This window comes from Antarctobacter albus, assembly GCF_900101505.1.
In the GTDB taxonomy this organism is placed as follows: Bacteria; Pseudomonadota; Alphaproteobacteria; order Rhodobacterales; family Rhodobacteraceae; genus Antarctobacter; species Antarctobacter albus.
Genome location: NZ_FMZI01000012.1, coordinates 68,972 through 86,979, shown reverse-complemented (window position 1 = coordinate 86,979; position 18,008 = coordinate 68,972). Strand labels below are relative to the sequence as shown.

At 64.7% G+C, this 18,008-nt stretch carries 17 protein-coding genes; 12 read left to right on the top strand and 5 right to left on the bottom strand.

Features of this window, described 5'->3' with window-relative positions; all coding sequences use genetic code 11:
• Nucleotides 1-213 precede the first annotated feature (213 nt).
• Nucleotides 214-1,413: a transketolase-like TK C-terminal-containing protein gene (locus tag BLQ71_RS19555; protein ID WP_346223463.1), complete on the top strand. Its 1,200-nt coding sequence runs from the start codon at nt 214-216 to the stop codon at nt 1,411-1,413.
• Here the strand turns inward: BLQ71_RS19555 and BLQ71_RS19550 are convergent.
• From BLQ71_RS19550 to BLQ71_RS19540, 4 genes are all read right to left on the bottom strand, one after another.
• Nucleotides 1,410-2,252 (bottom strand): GNAT family N-acetyltransferase, encoded by an 843-nt coding sequence (locus BLQ71_RS19550; RefSeq protein WP_133066181.1) that lies wholly within the window; start codon nt 2,250-2,252, stop codon nt 1,410-1,412. The genes BLQ71_RS19555 and BLQ71_RS19550 overlap by 4 nt on opposite strands.
• Before the next feature lie 31 nt (nt 2,253-2,283).
• On the bottom strand, nt 2,284-4,284 hold the full coding sequence (locus BLQ71_RS19545; protein WP_074622930.1) for a sigma-54-dependent Fis family transcriptional regulator: 2,001 nt from the start codon (nt 4,282-4,284) through the stop codon (nt 2,284-2,286).
• A 55-nt stretch (nt 4,285-4,339) separates the two neighbouring features.
• Nucleotides 4,340-4,462: a hypothetical protein gene (locus BLQ71_RS27000; protein WP_261394907.1), complete on the bottom strand. Its 123-nt coding sequence runs from the start codon at nt 4,460-4,462 to the stop codon at nt 4,340-4,342.
• A gap of 692 nt (nt 4,463-5,154) precedes the next feature.
• A complete protein-coding gene (locus BLQ71_RS19540; RefSeq protein WP_043145843.1) occupies nt 5,155-5,427 on the bottom strand; it encodes a hypothetical protein in 273 nt (90 codons plus the stop codon).
• A 50-nt stretch (nt 5,428-5,477) separates the two neighbouring features.
• On the opposite strand from BLQ71_RS19540, the gene BLQ71_RS19535 reads away from it, so the two are divergent.
• Genes BLQ71_RS19535 through BLQ71_RS19525 form a run of 3 tightly spaced genes read left to right on the top strand, consistent with a single transcriptional unit; the run spans nt 5,478 to nt 7,098 of the window.
• On the top strand, nt 5,478-5,762 hold the full coding sequence (locus BLQ71_RS19535) for a hypothetical protein (protein WP_133065726.1): 285 nt from the start codon (nt 5,478-5,480) through the stop codon (nt 5,760-5,762).
• Nucleotides 5,759-6,889: a WD40 repeat domain-containing protein gene (locus BLQ71_RS19530; RefSeq protein WP_074622929.1), complete on the top strand. Its 1,131-nt coding sequence runs from the start codon at nt 5,759-5,761 to the stop codon at nt 6,887-6,889. Before BLQ71_RS19535 ends, BLQ71_RS19530 begins: the two co-directional genes overlap by 4 nt.
• 29 nt (nt 6,890-6,918) lie before the next feature.
• Nucleotides 6,919-7,098 (top strand): hypothetical protein, encoded by a 180-nt coding sequence (locus BLQ71_RS19525; RefSeq protein ID WP_043145837.1) that lies wholly within the window; start codon nt 6,919-6,921, stop codon nt 7,096-7,098.
• A gap of 106 nt (nt 7,099-7,204) precedes the next feature.
• On the opposite strand, the gene BLQ71_RS19520 is transcribed toward BLQ71_RS19525, so the two are convergent.
• On the bottom strand, nt 7,205-8,161 hold the full coding sequence (locus BLQ71_RS19520; RefSeq protein WP_074622928.1) for a hypothetical protein: 957 nt from the start codon (nt 8,159-8,161) through the stop codon (nt 7,205-7,207).
• A 98-nt stretch (nt 8,162-8,259) separates the two neighbouring features.
• Here BLQ71_RS19520 and BLQ71_RS19515 point away from each other — a divergent pair, with 98 nt between their 5' ends.
• The 8 genes from BLQ71_RS19515 (at nt 8,260) to BLQ71_RS19480 (ending at nt 17,968) form a co-directional block, all read left to right on the top strand.
• Nucleotides 8,260-9,516, top strand: a complete 1,257-nt coding sequence (locus BLQ71_RS19515) for an RNA polymerase factor sigma-54 (RefSeq protein ID WP_074622927.1) — start codon at nt 8,260-8,262, stop codon at nt 9,514-9,516.
• A 512-nt stretch (nt 9,517-10,028) separates the two neighbouring features.
• Nucleotides 10,029-11,693, top strand: coding sequence for an aromatic/alkene/methane monooxygenase hydroxylase/oxygenase subunit alpha (locus tag BLQ71_RS19510; RefSeq protein ID WP_069210252.1), 1,665 nt, complete (start codon nt 10,029-10,031; stop codon nt 11,691-11,693).
• Between the two features lie 88 nt (nt 11,694-11,781).
• Nucleotides 11,782-12,840: an NADH:ubiquinone reductase (Na(+)-transporting) subunit F gene (locus BLQ71_RS19505; RefSeq protein WP_043145827.1), complete on the top strand. Its 1,059-nt coding sequence runs from the start codon at nt 11,782-11,784 to the stop codon at nt 12,838-12,840.
• Nucleotides 12,841-12,893: 53 nt separating this feature from the next.
• Entirely contained in the window at nt 12,894-13,958 is a 1,065-nt protein-coding gene (locus BLQ71_RS19500) for an aromatic/alkene monooxygenase hydroxylase subunit beta (RefSeq protein ID WP_043145825.1), read from the top strand.
• A 25-nt stretch (nt 13,959-13,983) separates the two neighbouring features.
• Entirely contained in the window at nt 13,984-14,358 is a 375-nt protein-coding gene (locus BLQ71_RS19495) for an MmoB/DmpM family protein (RefSeq protein ID WP_043145824.1), read from the top strand.
• Nucleotides 14,359-14,439: 81 nt separating this feature from the next.
• On the top strand, nt 14,440-15,462 hold the full coding sequence (locus tag BLQ71_RS19490; protein ID WP_043145821.1) for an amidohydrolase family protein: 1,023 nt from the start codon (nt 14,440-14,442) through the stop codon (nt 15,460-15,462).
• Between the two features lie 4 nt (nt 15,463-15,466).
• Nucleotides 15,467-16,270 (top strand): iron-sulfur cluster assembly protein, encoded by an 804-nt coding sequence (locus BLQ71_RS19485; protein WP_052244809.1) that lies wholly within the window; start codon nt 15,467-15,469, stop codon nt 16,268-16,270.
• A 66-nt stretch (nt 16,271-16,336) separates the two neighbouring features.
• Nucleotides 16,337-17,968, top strand: a complete 1,632-nt coding sequence (locus BLQ71_RS19480; RefSeq protein ID WP_043145820.1) for a molecular chaperone GroEL — start codon at nt 16,337-16,339, stop codon at nt 17,966-17,968.
• The last annotated feature ends 40 nt before the right edge of the window (nt 17,969-18,008 follow it).

The following is an 18,008-nucleotide window of genomic DNA, read 5'->3' as shown; positions in this document are numbered from 1 at the left end:
GCGGCGACCTCGTCTATTTTCAGCCGCATTCGGCGCCGGGTGTCTACGCCCGGGCCTTCCTGGAGGGGCGGCTGACCGAGCAGGAGATCGCCAACTACCGGCAAGAGGTGCCGGGCAAGGGCCTGTGTTCCTACCCGCATCCCTGGTTGATGCCGGATTTCTGGCAGGTGCCGACGGGGTCGATGGGGATCGGGCCGCTCAGCGCGGTGGTTCATGCGCTATCTGCAGGCGCGTGGCCTGGCCCGGACCGAGGATCGCCATGTCTGGGGCGACTTTGGCGACGGCGAGATGGAAGAGCCGGAATCCATCGCCGGGCTGACACTGGCCGCGCGGGAACGGCTGGACAACCTGTTCCGCCAGATCGGCATCTACGCCCCCGACGGGCAGTTGTACGATCCCGAGGACAAGGGCGCGATGATGTTCTACAAGGAGGCGGCGAACGGCCAGTTGCTGGAAGAAGGCATCACCGAGGCCGGCGCGATCAGTTCCTGGACCGCTGCCGGGACGGCCTATTCCGTGCATGATACCGACCTGTTGCCGGTCTACATCTACTATTCGATGTTCGGTTTTCAGCGCGTGGGGGACCTGATATGGGCGGCGGCCGATCAGCGCACGCGGGGTTTCCTGCTGGGGGCGACGGCGGGGCGGACAACGCTGTCGGGTGAGGGGTTGCAGCACCAGGATGGCTCCAGCCACATGGCGGCGGCGGCGATCCCGAATTGCCGCGTCTGGGATCCCTGCTTTGCCTATGAACTGGCGGTTATCATGGATCACGGCATGGCGCGGATGCTGGACGAACAGCGTGACGAGTTCTTCTACATCACCGTGATGAACGAGATCTACGACCAGCCCTCGATGCCCGAGGGGGCGGAGACGGCCATCCTGAAGGGCCTCTACAAGCTGCGCTGCGTCGGGGAAACCGGCCCCCGCGTGCGGCTGGTGGGATCGGGGACGATTCTGGTCGAGGTTCTTGCCGCAGCGGAACTGTTGCAGGACTTCGGCGTCGTGGCAGAGGTTTTCTCGGCCACCTCTTATACCGAACTTGCCCGCGAGGCGATGGAGGTCGCGCGGCGCAACCGCTTCAAGGCGCCCGATCTGCGAGAGACCAGTCACGTCGAAACCCTGCTGGGAGGAGAGGTGCCCGTCGTGGCGGCCAGCGACTACGTCCGGGCCTTTCCGGGCCAGATCGCGCCCTATCTGCGTGCCCCGATGACCCTGCTGGGAACCGACGGCTTTGGACGTTCGGCCAATCGCCAGGCGTTGCGCCGGTTCTTCGAGGTCGACCGGCAGAATATCGCGCTTGCGGCGATCGAGGCGCTGGTGCGTGACGGCGACCTGCCGCCAGAGACCCTGCGCGCGGCGATCAAGGCATGGGACATCGACCCCGAAACACGGGCCCCGTGGAGCTGTTAGCGGGCGGGGGCGGGCAGCCCCTTGGCAAGCGCCAGCTCGACCATGTCGGCGTGGGCGTTGGCCTCATCGCTGGACAGGAAGGCCAGCGCGGGTGGATCGCCCGCGACCATCAGCGCCATGCCGATGCTCCGATCAAGCTTGTCTTCGATCACGAACAGGCCCGAAGCGGCGCCGCGAAAGCGGTGCCGTTCGACAAAGCCGGGCAGGGCCTCCGCCGTTGGCCAGGGCGGCGTGGCGCCTGGCAGCATCAGCGCAAGCGTCGGCACGTCCTTCTGGCGTGCCGGGCGCAGGCTCAGTCCGTCCAGGTCATAGCGGGGCGGGTTGAGCAGGTGCCATTGTTCCGGCGCCATCAGGAAGTCGTGGCAGGGATGAGACCGACCGCTGGCCTGAAAGAACATGCGCCGCGATCCCGGGCAGCGGGCAAAGCCAAGGCGCGCCAGCAGCGACAATGAGGCCGCATTGTCCGTGCGGCAGGTGGCCAGCAGGGGCGGCGCCGGACGAGAGAACCACTCGGCAAGGGTCAGGCGCAATGCCGCGCTCATGACCCCGCGTCCCTGAAAGGCAGGGTCCAGCCAGTACCACAGGCCCGCGCCAAGGCAGATACAGCCTGCGGCAGCCCCCTCGATCTCGATGATGCGCAGGTGCTCGCCGGGGTGCTGACCGTGTTCCAGCAGCGCCTGTGCCTCGGTGGGGCCGAATGGCTGGGCGACGGCTGCAAGCCAGGGCGCGACACGCTCGTCCGATAGCTGCCGAACAACCTCGGGGAGGTCGCCCTCGGACATCGGTCTGAGGCAGAACTCCTCTGCCACCAGTCGCGCCGGGAAGTCATGAACCGTCACCGCCCGTCACCCCTGGCCGCAGGCCGCCCGATCAGTCGCGCGGAATGCCATATTGCTTGATCTTGCGGTAAAGCGTCGGTCGAGAGATGCCTAGTTGCTCGGCCACGCGGGTCAGGTTGCCCTTTTCCGCCTGGATGGCGCGCCGGATGGTCATCGCCTCCATGTTTTCGAGGTTTATGGGGGCCTCTTCGACGTCGACGTAATGGCTGAACCCCAGCCCGTCCGCCGGTTCGATGATCTCTGGCGGCAGATCGTTCAGGCCGACCTCGGGGCCGGATTTCAGCAGGTAGAGCCGTTCCACGAGGTTGCGCAACTCGCGCACGTTGCCGGGCCAGCGGTATTCTTTCAGCCGGTCCATCACCGCCGGGGCAAAGACCAGCCGGGGGCGAGAGAACCGGTCTGAAAAGACGCCGTTGAAATGGTCGATCAGCAGGGCAACGTCACCGCTGCGCTGGCGCAGGGGCGGCACGTCGATCGCGACGATGCCGATCCGGTAGAAGAGGTCGCGGCGGAACCGCCCCTGTTCGACGTCGCTGCGCAGGTTGCGGTTGGTCATTGCCACAAGCTGGACATTGACCGGGCGGCGCTGGTCGTCGCCGATCCGGTAGACCGCGCGCTGTTCCAGTGCCCGCAGCAGGTAGGGCTGCAATTCCACCGGCATGTCGCCGATCTCGTCCAGGCAAAGCACTCCGCCGTCCGCCTGTTCGAACTTGCCCGGCTTGCCGCCGCGCAGGGCGCCGGTAAAGGCCCCTTCGACATGGCCGAACAGCTCTGCCCCGATCAGTTCCTTGGAGATCGCGGCGCAGTTGACCGTGACATAGGGCGCGTTCCTGCGGTCGATCCGGTTGTGGACCAGCCGCGCAAAGAGTTCCTTGCCGACGCCGGTTTCACCCTGGATCAGCACCGTCACCCCGGCAGAGGCGGCGCGTTCGGCCAGTTCGATGGCTTCCAGCATCTTGGGCGCGTTGCCTACGATCACGATCTCGTCCTCGTCGACATTTGCGCGCGGCTTTATGCGCACGGCGACCGTGTCCTGCGGCCGGATGGCGGTAGAGCGTTTCAGCGACAGGGCCGCACCGCGCAGGCTGCCGTCGAATTCCAGCCGGGTGATGCCGTCTGTTTCGATGTCTCGGGGCAGGGCGGCGCGGATGTCGCCCTCTGTCATGTTGGCGCTCAGCGGCAGCAACTGGTGGCCGACCGCGAAATCCGGGCGCGGCAGGTGGAGCCTGTCGTCCAGCCCGCGGCGGAACATGATGCGGCCGACCTTGTCCAGCAACAGGACGCTGGTGTCCGGGCGGCTGGCATCGGAGTTCAGGAAGGTTTCCAGCAGGCGGGTCCGTTCCTCGCGCTGCTGTTCGGCCAGGGCGATCTCGATTTCGCGGGCGGCGGCGACCACCAGCGCGATGTTGTGGCGGCGAAAGATGTCGGGCGGGCCGGACAGGTCCACCACCCCGATCACCGAACGGTCGAACGGGTCAAAGATCGGGACACCGGCGCAGGTCCAGGCCTGCACGCCCTGGCAGAAATGTTCGGCCGCGTGGACATATGTCGGCTTGCCGGTCTTCAGCGCGGTGCCGATGCCGTTGGTGCCGATCACGTCCTCATTCCAGACGCCGCCGATTTCCAGGTGGATGTTCTGCCCGGCGTCCAGCACATCGTGATCGCCAATGGCGTCGATGATCACGCCGTTGTTGTCGGTCAGGATCAGGATCACCTGCGCCCCGGCCAGGTGCGGTTCAAGCCGGGCAAAGGCGGCGCGGGCGGCCTGTCGCAGGCTGGCGTTGCGGCGGCGCAGCTTTCGCAGTTCCTCGTCGCGTTCGATCTTGCGCGACTGCAACCGCGTCGCATCGACGCCCAGGTTCATGCTGCGTTGCCAGGACTGGACGATCTCGCTGCGCACCTCGCCAGTCTCGGGCTGGCCGGTGACATAGTTTTCCCAGGCGCGCCGGGTTTCTCCTTCCGAGTACTCGGGGAAGAGGCCGGCATCGTCGTTGCCACCTTGCGTGGCCTTGAAATATCTAGGTCGCCCCATCGGTCACTCTGTCAGGGCCGCGCGCGGGTCTGCGGCGGCGGTGAAGGTTTGTCGGTCAGGCAAGCGGCGCCCCTGCGGGCCGGGCGCGAACCGGGCTGGCGATGGCATCGTCGAACATGGCTCCTTTGGCGTCATGTTGATAAGGGCGCCGACTGGCGCCCGTCGTAAAGATGTCCATTTCCACGTCTCCCCGCCCAAAAGATTATCATGTCATAAACATTTTGCATAGCGCCGCCCGGAGGCCCCGGAATGGCGCCCGGCTCGTGGGGGTCAAGTGACACCGAATTGCTGCCGTTGCGTCAAGTCCCCGGATGGTAGGTATCTTCTGTATCGGGGTGTGGGGCGGGCCGGGCGTGCCCTCTTGCAAGTGGTTCATGTCAAAGGCCTTGCCCATCGCGCGCGAGGGCCGTTCGCGCCGTGCCGGTCAGAGAGGGAACGGGTCATGGATAGCCATTGCCGGTCCGGCGTTGAGGCTGTCCGGCATGGGATTGCCGACAGGTCGGGAAACGCCGCCGGGCGACTGTGGGAAACCGGCGCAGATGCGGCCATCTCAGGTGCAACGATTCGCCGCATCGCGGCAGATTCGCCCCTGGGCGCGGATCGGTCGGAGCGGAGTCGAAACAGATTTTTACGATGCGTCCCGGACAGTGTAACGAAGCTTTACGACTTTTTGTCCACTCGTCCACTTGTGGCCTAATAACTTGAATTTTCAAAGGTTTTCGTTGCGTCGGAAGTCGCGAAAGGTAGCATGTCGCGACCATGACACGTCTCGCCCAACACCGCCCGACACTGACCGGCACGCCGCATTTGCCCGGCACCGGAACCTGCTTGACCCGCTCCGAGAGACCTCGTCGACGCGGGTGTCCCAGGTCAATTCATGCGCCCGCCCGAGGGGGCGCCGGGCATCTGGTCCCAGATCGCCGAAAGGTCCGTGGCCAGGCGCCTGTGCGTCTCTGCCATCAGCCTGTCACGCTTGTCCGCGGGCAGGTCGTCCAGCGCCTGACGGGCCGCGCGCAGGTCGTCCGGGGCGCCGGTCCGGGCGGCCTTGCGGGCGATCTCGATGGTGCTGTCCTGCGGGTCCAGCACCTGGGCCGCGACCTCTGCGAGGGTGGCGAAGAAACGTGTGTCGAAGGGGCTGAGCATTTGGAGGCGACCTCTCTGTTCCGGCTGGGCGGGCACTATAGGGGGCAGGCATGAGCGATCAACGGCGAACCGTCCAGGACATCCTGATGGAGCGTCTGGAGACGATCCAGGGGATCTCCGAGATCACGGCAGAGCACCTTCGGCTGACCCAGAAACAGAGCGGGATGCAGGTTCTGGACATGGCCGAAGACGACGAGAACCCGGGCGTTGCCCGCGAGATGGGGCGCACCGAGGGCGCGCTGGAAACCTGTGAGGAAAAGATCGACGCGCTCGAGCGGCGTCTGGCCGAGCTGGACGAAGAACTCGAGGCCAAGGTCGAAGGAGGAGAGACATGATCGAGACGAAACCACCCCAGGCGCTCAGCCTGTTCGACCTGATTGGCCGGGAATGGATGCTGTCCGCCCCGGTGCGGCAGGTCGGGTTCAACGCCAGCGGCTCTGCCGTGGCCTGCCGTATGGAAGGCGGCGGGCTGGCGCTCTTGCCGATGGCCGATGCGGAACATCCCGAAAAGCGGATCCGGATGGAATTCGACACCGGGCGGACAACCATCCGCCCGCGTGAAAATCCGGTGGCTCCGCCCGTCGGGGCCGAGGTGTCGCTGTCAGAGGCGCCGGGGTTTTGCGCGCTGGGCGAACAGGGGTTTGCCGTCGTCGATCAGGCCGGCGCTCTGACGCGGGTGACGGCGCGGGGACAGGTGGTCAAGCTGGCACAGGCTGGCGCCGGGCCGGTCACGGCCCTGTGCGCGGTCCCGAGGCAAGAGGCGATCTGCGTGGCCCGGGGTGGCGCGCTGACGCTCTTGCGGGCAGAGGATCTTGCGCCTTTGGCGGACTGCGACCTGGGCGAGCCGGTCACGCAACTGGCCGCCTCCGGCGACGGTGTCCTGATCGCTGCGCGATGCGGCGAGCGGATTGTCGTGCTCAAGGCCGAAACGCTGGAGACGCGGGCCGACATCCCCGCGAAAGGCACGCTGGACTGCCTCGCCTGGTCGCCGGACCGCAAGTGGATCGTCGCCGGGTGCCGGGAAACATCGCTGGTGGTCGTCAATGTCCTGCGCGGCGAGGCGGATGTGATCGAGGGGTTCCCGGCGCCGGTCGGCTCTGCCGCTTTCAGCGACAAGGCCAACGTGCTGGTGGCCTCCGGCGCCTTCCGCGTGGTCGGCTGGCGCTGTCCAGACTTGCCCTTCGGCAAGTACGAAGGCGACCCGATCCACACCGGAAAGCCGGGTCTGACCCTGGTGGACCGTGTCGCCCCCAACCCGACGCGGGACAGCTGTGCCGTGGGGTATGCCAACGGGTTGGTGACGCTTTGCCCGCTAGGCCAGCCGGATGAGCTGATGCTGGTCGAGGGCAAGGGCGCCTCGGTCACGGCGATGGAGTGGTCCGCCGACGGCCAGCACCTTGCGCTGGGCTTTGCCGATGGCCGCGCGGCCATCCTGACCTTTCCCAAGGTCATGTTCAAGTAACTGACACAAAACGAAAACGGGAGGAAATCATGAAACTCGAACTGTCCAAGGAAGAGCAGAGCAAGGACCGTTATTTCTCGGAGATCGCCAAGATGGCCGAGGAAATGATGGACGAGCATGGCAAGGATTTTGCGATGGGCGCCTTTGTCCTGGCGGCCCGCTGGATTGCCGAGGGCAAGCTCGGCAAGTCCGAGGAAAGCATGCACTGACGCATGCGGCCCCGATCGGGGCTTGGCCTCGCGCCCGAGGGGGGCGGGGCCGTGGCTGCCGCACCCGCCGTCATGGCGGCAGACCAGGCAGCCGCGCGGACCCGCCCTAGTGGCGGGTCGCGCCACCGGCCGAAGGGGCGGGGGCGGGTTGTGACAGGCTTTGTATCTGGTTGACGACGATCGCGCTCAGCGGCGCGGCGAGGCCGGCCTGCGGGTCGCTCTCGGGCGGCTCTGTCGCGGCGCGTGTCAGAGCGTCGACCAGGTCCGGCTTGATCAATTGGGCATAGGCACAGAGTTCATGGATCCGGAAGGTCGCGAAATGCAGGCTGTTGTCATTTCCCAGATGGACGCCGGGCTGGCGGTCCGTTCCGGGCATGGCCAGCGCATTGCTGTGAACGGCAGCCCCGAGATTGGCCAGAACGTCCTTGCGCCAGCGCCCGTAATCCGTGTCGGGCGAGTAATCCAGCCCGATTTCATAAAGTTTCTCGGTCAGCGCGCGAAAGGCCCGGCCACCCGCGATGTGGCGGCGCCAGAAGCTGCTGGCCTCCTCGACGGTGCGACAGGCGATGAAACGCGCCGCCAGTTTGCGCCGCACCAGCAGCACCAGCAACATGTCCACGTCTTCCGAGACAGAGCGCGCGATCTGCATCGCGGGCAGCGGCAGATCGGTCAGCGCCAGCATCCTGAGCGCGGTCATCTGTTCGGTCAGCCGCGCGGACAAGGCCGCCAGCCCGTGCCATTGCGCGGGATCGAGGCCCGGCACCCCATGGTCGTACCCACGGCGGGCGGCGGCATGGATCGCTTTCACCCAGATCAGCCCTTGATCGAACAGAAAGACCAGGTCGACTTGCGCGCTGGTCGCGGTGTCGTCGATGCGGGGCAGGGCGCGGAACCCGGGCATCTGCCGGATCGCACGGCGCCAGGCGTCATCGAAATCCAGCCCGCGCACAGACCACAGCTGGCGTGTGCGCGCCAGCAACTGCGGAGAGAGGCCGGGATAGGACATCTCGGGCGGGGCCGTGCCCAGGGTGGCGATGTCGCCGAAGGGGAATTTCTGGCTCATGTCCGGTGTTTCGCCATTGCGGTTTGGACCAGTCTAGGCGCGGGCAGGGCTTTGCGGCCAGAAAAAACCACGGATGCCATGCAAAAGACGGGGCGGGCGTGACCCCGGCGCTGGGACATGTCACGCGGCAGGCGCAGACATTTGTCCTGCATCAGTCGATGGCGCTCTTGCGTTTGACGGCGGCGGAAGTGACTGAGCTTCTGACCCAGGCGGCCGAGGTCAATCCGCACCTGCTGGTGCGCCGGCCAAGGCGGCGCTTTCTTGTCGGTATTGGCGCCAGTGAGGCGCTGGAGGCAACACTGGCAGACGGCGCGTGCAGCCTGATTGCTCATGTACAAACAGAGCTGTCCGACCTCATATCGCGCGGCGGGTTGATGGAGCGGATCATCACCCGGCTGATGGAAGACCTCGAACCCAGCGGATGGATCAATACGGACCTCGGACGGATCGCGCGGGACCTGGGCATTCGTGAAACACTGGTCGAGGCGACGCTGAGGCTGGTGCAGGAACGGGTTTCGCCCACCGGGCTGTTCGCGCGGGATCTGCGCGAGTGCCTGCACCTGCAGCTGGCGGAACGGGGCGAGGTTTCCCCCGAGATGGAGGCGGTCCTTTCGCATCTGGACCTGTTGCAGACCGGCGGTGCGGATGTGCTGGCGGACAAGGCGGGGCTGTCTCCCGGGACCGTGGCCGCCTGCCTGGCCCGGATCCGCACCTTGGACCCGAAACCTGGCGCCCGGTTCGATTCGGACCCGGCCCTGACACGCGAACCCGACGCGCGCGTGACGCGCGAGGGCGGGGCCTGGAAGGTCCGGTTCAACCGCGACACCGAACCCTCCGTCGAGATCGCCGCCATCCCGCGCGCCGGAGACAACCCCGATCTGGCCGAGGCGCTGAAACAGGCGCGCAGTCTGAAATTCGCGCTGCACCTGCGCCAGTCCGCGACGCGGCAGGTGATCGAGGCGTTGATCGCCCGCCAGACTGGCTTTCTGGACAGGGGCGACGCGGCTCTGCGCCCCCTGACACAGGCCGACCTGGCCGAGGCGACCGGTTTTCACACCAGCACGGTCAGCCGGGTGATGAACGGCTACCTGATCGAGACACCGCAGGGGGTGATCCCCGCGCGGACCCTTTGCCCCGGATCGGTTTCCCGGATCGGCGGGGCACATTGCAAGGCACAGGTCCAGGCCCGCATCCGGGCGCTTGTCCAGGCCGAAGACCCGGCCAACCCCCTGTCCGACGGGGATCTTGCCCAGCACCTGCGCCAAGAGGGCATCGCCGTCTCGCGCCGTGTGGCCGCGAAATACCGCCAGGAATGCGGTATCGCCCGTGCTGCGCTGCGGCGTAAATCGGCCTGAAAACACCCATCTTCCCAAGAGCTTGCGCGTCACTCGCCGGAGCGAGTGTAACGCCCCAGTACGGTCGTCCGTAATGTCCAGCGTCCACTGTAACGTCCGGGTGTAACACGACGTGACACTGCGGCGGGCTGACGCAGTTTCCCAGGAAACAGACCTGCGGTGCCGAAGAAAAAATCAAAAAATAAAAAGCAGGAAAAGCAGCACCTTGGAGTGAAATTTTGTCTTCTTTGGGCCTGCTGGATCCCGTCTGGAACGCGGCTTGCCTATTGGATTGGCACAACATGACGCCTCGCTCCGTTGGCAGGCGCACAAGAACGAAGGAGTGGAAGCCGCACCGCAGCATTTCCTCGCAGCCGGATACAGGCCGGAGGCGCTGACGGAGACCCGGACTTTCCAACCTTTGCCGTGATCCGTGCCGGGCGCTGTGTCGTCCGGCCAATGAACCGGCGACGCCTGTCGCCTGAAACAGCGGTCGGTCTACCGGCCGCAGAGCTTGAAAGGAGGCTCATGGCATGACTTTGACGTTGAACAAAATCACGTCTCAGCGTGGCATTTCGGTCGGGGAGGCCACCAAGAAGATCTCGGATCTCGGGTGGAACCCCACGTATGTCCAGGAGGCCAACACCTTCCCCACGGACTACAAGATCACCAAGGCCCCGCGTGACCCGATGAAACAGGTCCTGCGCTCCTACTTCCCGATGGAAGAGGAAAAGGACAACCGGGTTTACGGCGCGCTCGACGCCGCCCTGCGCGGCGACATGTTCCGCAACGTGGAACCGCGCTGGATCGAGTGGATGAAGCTCTTCCTGGCCATCATCCCCTTCCCGGAAATTTCGGCCGCGCGTTCGATGGCGATGGTTGCACGGCTGTCGCCGGGCGAAGACCTGCGCACCGGCTTTACCATGCAGATGGTCGATGAATTCCGTCACTCCACGATTCAGATGAACCTGAAGAAGTGGTACATGGAGAACTACATCGACCCGGCGGGCTTCGACATCACAGAAGAAGCCTTTGGCAAGTGCTACGCCACCACCATCGGTCGCCAGTTCGGCGAAGGGTTCATCACCGGCGACACCATGACCGCCGCCTGCATGTACCTGACCGTGGTTGCCGAAACCGCCTTCACCAACACGCTCTTCGTGGCCATGCCGTCGGAAGCCGCCCGCAACGGCGACTACGCGCTGCCCACGGTGTTCCTGTCGGTGCAGTCGGACGAAAGCCGCCACATCGGCAACGGCCACTCGCTGCTGATGGCCGCGCTGAAGGAGCCGGAAAACCACCTGCTGCTTGAGCGCGACCTGCGTTACGCCTTCTGGCAGAACCACGCCATCGTGGACGCCGCCATCGGTACCTTCATCGAATACGGCACCACCAACCGCGACAAGGAAAAGGAATCCTACGCGGAGATGTGGCACCGGTGGATCTTTGAAGACTACTACCGGACCTACATGCTGCCGCTCGAGAAGTACGGCGTGAAGGTGCACCACGACGACGTCCAGGAAGCCTGGAAGCGGATCACCGAAAAGAACTACGTCCACAAGGTCGCCCAGTTCTTTGCCGTCGGCTGGCCCGTCAACTTCTGGCGGATCGAAGCCCAGACCGAGAAGGACTTCGAGTGGTTCGAGCACAAGTACCCGGGCTGGTACGCCGAGTTCGGCGAATTCTGGAAGTGGTACGACAAGCTCAGCAAGCCGGGCGAGAAGATTGTCACCTTCAACGAGGACGTGGGCTACGTCTATCCGCACCGCTGCTGGTCGTGCCTGGTGCCTTGCCTGATCCGCGAGGACATGGTCGTCGACGAGATCGACGGGCAGCTGCACACCTTCGCCCACGAACTGGACCGCTGGACCGCCGTCGAGGCCTTCTCGGACGAGTACCAGGGCCGGCCGACCCCGGCGATGGGCAAGTTCTCGGGCAAGCGCGAGTGGGAGTCGATGTACGACGGCTGGGACCTGGCCGACGCCATCAAGGACCTCAACTTCGTCCGCGAAGACGGCGAGACGCTGGTGCCGCAGCCGCACCTGCGGTTCGACGACAAGGACATGTGGAAGCTGGAGCACGTCCGCGGCCACACCCTTGCCTCGCCGCTCAACGCCCTGCGCGGCATGAGCCCGGCAGAGCGTGAGGCCCACATCGCGGAATACCGCGCGGGCTTCACCATCAATCCCTGCAACTGACGCAGAAAAACCGGGAAGGCCGTGCGCGGCCTTCCCCACCAGACCCGGCGCCCGCACGGGGCGTGAGAAGGATCAGGGAGAAGAAAAGATGACGGACGTCCACACAGTCCGACTGGAACCGGTTGGCGTGGAATTCGAGGTCGAGGAGAACGAGACTATCCTCGACGCCGCCTTCCGCCAGGGCATTGCCCTGCCGCACGGTTGCAAGGAAGGACAATGTTCGGCCTGCAAATGCGTCCAGCTGGACGGCGAGACCGAGATGCTGAAATACTCGACCTTCGCGCTCAACGACATGGAAAAGGACAGCGGCCACGTCCTGATGTGCCGCACCCTGGCCTGGAGCGACGTCGAGATCGAACTGCTCAACTACGACGAGGAGGTGCTTTCGAAGTCCATCCCGGTCAAGACGTTCACCGGCAAGATCACCGACTTTGAAAAGCTGACCCACGACATCCGTGGCGTCCAGATCGAACTGGATGCGCCTTTGAAATTCTGGGCGGGCCAATATGTCGACATCACGGTCAGGACCGAAGCGGGGGAGGAGATTACACGTTCGTTCTCCATGGCAAATCCGCCGAGCGAAACCCAAAAACTCTCCTTCATCATCAAGAAATACCCCGACGGACGGTTCTCCAACGAACTCGACGACGGAGGAATCAAGGCCGGGGCCGAAGTCTCCGTCGAGGGACCCTACGGGATGTGCTTCCGACGCGAAGAACGGGAAGGACCGGTAGTGCTGGTGGGCGCGGGGTCCGGTATGTCGCCGGTCTGGTCGATCCTGAACGATCACCTGACCAGCGGCGAGGACCGCCCGGTCTACTTCTTCTACGGTGCGCGGTCGCAATCCGACCTGTTCAAACTGGACGAGATCGGCGCCCTGACCGACGCGCATCCCAGTGTCGAATTCATCCCCGTGCTCAGCCACGAGGAAGAGGGCAATGGCTGGGCCGGTGAGCGCGGCTTTGTCCATGAATGCGTCGACCGCCGGCTCAAGGAGCTGGGGATCGACGGCGAGGGCGACGTCTACGCCTGTGGTCCGCCGCCGATGATCGACGCGCTGACGCCGGTCCTGTTCATGCACGACTTCGATACGGACCGCATCTTCTACGACAAGTTCACGCCCACTTCCGGTTCTTCGGGCCACTGATACCGGCCCGAACGCAAGTGACGCGAACGTAAAACCAGACAAGGGAGGCTACTATGGTAGCAACATCAAGCTCGGTGGGATCCGGGGCAGCAGGCGCGGCCGTCTTCGTCGGCTCGAAAAGCCGCAAGTACAACTACTTTGAACCGCGCGGCAAACGGGCGACCCACTACGAGGACGTCACCGTCGACGTCCAGCCCGATCCCGAACGCTACCTGATCCAGAACTGGATCATCGAATTCGAAGGCGGCAAGGGCGGTGGCGCCTACCGCAAGGACAACACCGCGGCGCTGTCGTCGAACTGGCACGCCTTCCGCGCGCCCGACCAGGAATGGGAACGCACCCACTACCAGCGTCAGGCCAAGATCGAGACGATGGTGCAGAGCGTCATCTCGAACGCCCGCAAGGCCGGCGCGCCCGCGGCCTTCGACAAGGTCTGGACCAAGATCCTGCAAAAGCACCTCGGCGCATGGAAGCACGCCGAATTCGGCCTTGGCACCTCGCTCATGCAGGCGCAGCGCTACGGCTACACCCAGATGATCAACAACGCCACGTTGACCAACTCGTCCTACAAGATGCGCCTGACCCAGGACATCACCCTGTACCTGGCCGAGATCGGCATGGACATAGAGGGCTGGGACGACACGCTGGGCAAGCAGGCCTGGCTGGAAGATCCGATCTGGCAGCCCTGCCGCGAGGCGATCGAGACGATCATGGGCTGCGAGGACTACCTCGAGCAGTATTTCGCCATCAACATCGTCTTTGAACCGCTGGTGGGTGAGCTGTTCCGCTCGGGCTTCCTGATGCAGGCGGCGGCGGCGAACAACGACTTCATCACGCCCCCGGTGATTTCGGCGGCAGAGGCCGACTACGAGCGCAACCTCGCGAACACGATCGACCTGATCTACCTGCTGGTCAACGACGAACAGCACGCCGCCCACAACAAGGCGCTGTTCCAGTCCTGGCTGAAAAAGCACGGCGACCTGGCCGACAAGGCTGCCGCCGCACTGCAGCCGATCTGGTCGCAGCCGCATTCCAAACCCGTCTCCTTCGAGGATGTGAAGGCCGTCTCGCAGGAGCGCATTGGCCAGATCCTCGGGGAACTCGGCCTCAGCCGCTAATCGCAACACAAGAAGGAAAAGACTTATGTCAAACGTAGCGCGTGACGCGACAAAACAGAACATCTTCAAGTCGATGAAGGACATCGACCTGAGCTCGCGCGAGGTCTCGCACCAGTGCGGCGTCACCATGAACGACAGCGTCGAGGCCCGCGCCATCGCCGAGTTCATGGAAGAGCACGATCCCAATGTCACGATCACCTACAACCCGGCGACCATCCGGATCGACGGCGAAGGCAAGCTGGTCTTCAAGATGAGCGAGATCACCGAGTTCCTGGGCCGCGAGATGACCGCCGAGACTTTCGAGGTCAACACCTCGACCCACTACGGCCGCATGGTCCGGGTCGATGACGACACCGTCATCCTCTTCGGCGACATGAACGAGGTCATGGAATACATCTAAGGGCTTTGCCCTGATCGGGGGCCGGGCGCGGTCCGGCCCCCTGACACCCAGCCAATCCGACAGAATTCCAGGGAGGATCTCATGTACAAGACACCGGACGGCAAGGAAATCTTCGTTCTCGATGGCCACACCCATTTCTGGGACGGCAGCCCCGAGAACCAGGCCAACGTGCATGGCAAGCAGTTCATCGAGTGTTTCTACGCCTATCACACCAACCTCAGCCCGCAGGAAGAGCTGTGGGAAAAGTCGCGGTTCGAGAAGTACTCCGAGGACGACATCTATCGCGACCTCTTTGTCGACGGGCCGAACGATATGGCGGTCATCCAGACCACCGTGCTGAAGGACTTCTACAAGAACGGTTTCGGCTGCCTCGAACGCTCGACCGAGATGGCCAAGCGTCACCCCGAACGGTTCATCGTCAACGGCAGCTTCGACCCGCGCGATGGCGAGAAGGCGCTGGAATACATCCACTGGATGAAGGAAAACTTCGATATCCAGGGCGTGAAGATGTACACGGCGGAATGGAACGGCGACAGCAAGGGCTGGGCGCTGAATGATCCGTCCGCCTACAAGTGCTTCGAGCTGTGCGAGAAACTGGGCATCAAGAACATCCACGTCCACAAGGGCCCGACCATCATCCCGCTGTCCAAGGACGCGTTCAACGTCGACGACGTCGATTATGCGGCCACCGACTTCCAGAACCTGAACTGGATCGTCGAACACTGCGGTTTGCCGCGCCTGGACGATTTCTGCTGGATCGCCGTGCAGGAAACCAACGTCTACGCCGGCCTTGCCGTTGCGCTGCCCTTCATCCATGCCCGCCCGCGCTATTTCGCCGAGGTCATGGCGGAACTGCTGTTCTGGGTCGGCGAGGACAAGATCCTGTTCGGTTCGGACTACGCGATCTGGACGCCGAAATGGCTGGTCGAGAAGTTCTGGAACTTCCAGATCCCCGACGACATCGCCGAGGAACGCGGCGTGCAGCTGACCGACGAGATCAAGGAAAAGATCCTGGGCCTGAACGCGGCGCGGCTTTACGGCATCGACGTCGAGGCCAAGAAGCGGCAGCTGGCCGGCGCCCCGGTGCAGATCGCGGCGGAGTGAGACCATGCTGACGGACATCATCAAGGCCGACCTCGAGTGCGAGCTCTGGGAAAGCCTTGAGGCGGTGACCGATCCGGAGCTCGACGAACCCATCACCGACATGGGTTTCGTCGAGCGTGCCGAGGTCATCGGCTCCAAGCGCGTCGAGGTCGAGTTTCGCCTGCCGACCTACTGGTGCTCGCCCAACTTTGCCTTCCTCATGGCCTTCGGCATCCGCGCAGAGGTCTGCGCGCTGCCCTGGGTTCAGGAGGTGCAGGTCACGCTGAACGACCATTGTTTTGGCGACGAGGTCAACGAAGGCGTGAACAGCGGCAAGCCGTTCGAAGAGGTCTTTGCGCAGTACTGCGACGGGGCCAACCTGGCCGAGGTGGTCGACACTTTCCGCGCCAAGGCCTTTGACCGGCGGCAGGAAGTCATGCTGCTGGCGCTGCAGGCCCAGGGGATGACCGAGGCGGAGATCGTCTCGCTGACGCTGGCTGGCTTCGACCGGATCACCATGCACGGTGAAGAGGAAGAGCGGCAGAAGCCGCGTTATCGTGACCTGCTGCTTGACCAGGGATTGGCGGAAAACCCGGAGGATCTGGCTTTTCCGACCTGGGAAGGGCAGGCCATCGAGGCGCAGGAACTGGCGACGCATCTGGTGCGGCTGAAAGGCACGCGGATCAACATGGAATTCAACGGCGCGTTGTGCCGTGGACTGGCATCGACCCGGTACAAGGAGGTCGAGATCGGCCCCGAGGGACCGACGCTGGTGGATTTCATCGCGGGCCGCGTACCGCCGCGAGAGGATCACGCCACCCGGCGCTGACCAACTGAAGAACCAAGAGAAATCAGGGAGACGCCCACGGACCCCCGTGCGGCGAAGGAGGAAGACATGGCCAAATTGCTTGTACACGGAAAATTCGCCCGCAAGGCGCTGGCACGCGGTGTCGCACGGTTGGCGGCGGCGGTGGAACCGACATTGGGACCCAAGGGCCTGAACGCGATGGTGGATCGCCCCGTGGGCACCCCGCTGATCACCCGTGACGGCGTGTCGATCGCGTCCGAGATCGAGCTGACCGACCGTTTCGAGAACATGGGCGCGCAGGTGGTGCGCGAGGTCTCGATGCAGACAAACGAGGTTGCCGGTGACGGCACTACCACCGCCATCGTGCTGGCCAACGCGCTGATCCAGAAGGGCGTTGCGCTGACGGACAACGGCGTCAAGCCGGTCGATCTGTGCAAGGGCATCGACATGGCGGTCAGCCGCATCGTGGCAGAGATCGACGAGACCTCGCGCGATTGCGAGGACCACCCCGAGTACCTGGAGGCCGTGGCGCGCGTGTCCGCCACCGATCCCGAGCTTGGCAACCTGGTGGCCGAAGCCTGGCGCCGGGTGGGCCGCGAAGGTGTCATCTCGGCCGATTTCGGCGTCACCATCGACACCACGATGGAAGTCATGGAAGGCATGTCCTTCGAGCGCGGCTACATCTCGCACCACATGGTCACCGACCGTGAACACATGGAGGCGGTGCTGCGCAACCCGCTGATCCTGATGACGGATCAGAAGATCCTGCAGCCTTCGGTGCTGGACAAGGCAATCGAGATCGCCGAGGGCGAAGGCCGCCCGCTGGCCATCATCGCCGAGGAGATCGCGCCCGAGGTGGTCATCCGCCTGCTGGAAAACGGCGGCGCGGGCAAGTTTCTGATCGTGCACCCGCCGGAATACGGCCATTGGCGCACCGCCATGATGGACGACCTGGCCATCATCACCGGCGGCGAGGTGCTGTCGCGCGACCTGGGCAAGAAGCTGGAGAACGTGACCCTGGCGCAGCTGGGCGGGGCAGAGATGGTGCGCTCGACCTCCTCGTCGACGAGTGTCCTTCGGGGCGAAGGCGATCACGACGCCGTTGTCGCCCGCCGCAACCAGGTGCAGCGCATGTACGAGGTGGCCCCGCCCAACATCGAGCAGGACAAGCTGCGCGAGCGGCTGGCCAAGCTCTCGGGCGGCAGCGCGATCATCTACGCGGGCGGCTTCACCCCGGTCGAGCAGAAACGCAAGATCCAGCTGATCGAGGACGCGCTCTGTGCCGTGCGCGCGGCGGCCGAGGACGGCGTTGTTGCCGGGGGCGGCACGGCCCTGGCGCAGGCGGCGCCGGTTCTGGAAAACCTCTCGGCCATCGGGGACATCGGCAAGGGGATCGAGCTGGTCCGGTCCGTCCTGACGCAACCCGTTCGGCGCATTGCGGCGAACGCGGGGGCCGATCCCGAAACCGTGGCCGATACGGTGACCGGCGGCGCGAAGGGCCACGGCTACAACGCGGCCACCGGAGCCTTCGGCGACATGTACGAAGACGGGATCATCGACCCTGCGCGCGTGCCGGCCTCGGCGCTGGTTAACGCGGCCTCCGTCGCGACCCTGATCCTGACCACCGAGACCCTGGTGGGCGATCTGGACGAAGGCGAGGCCGACCCGACCGAGGGCCCGGCCCTGGGCGGCGGTGCCGAACTGCTGGGCCGTCCGTAACCCCGTCACGCGGCGCGACGGGCCGGGCCCGCCGCGCCGC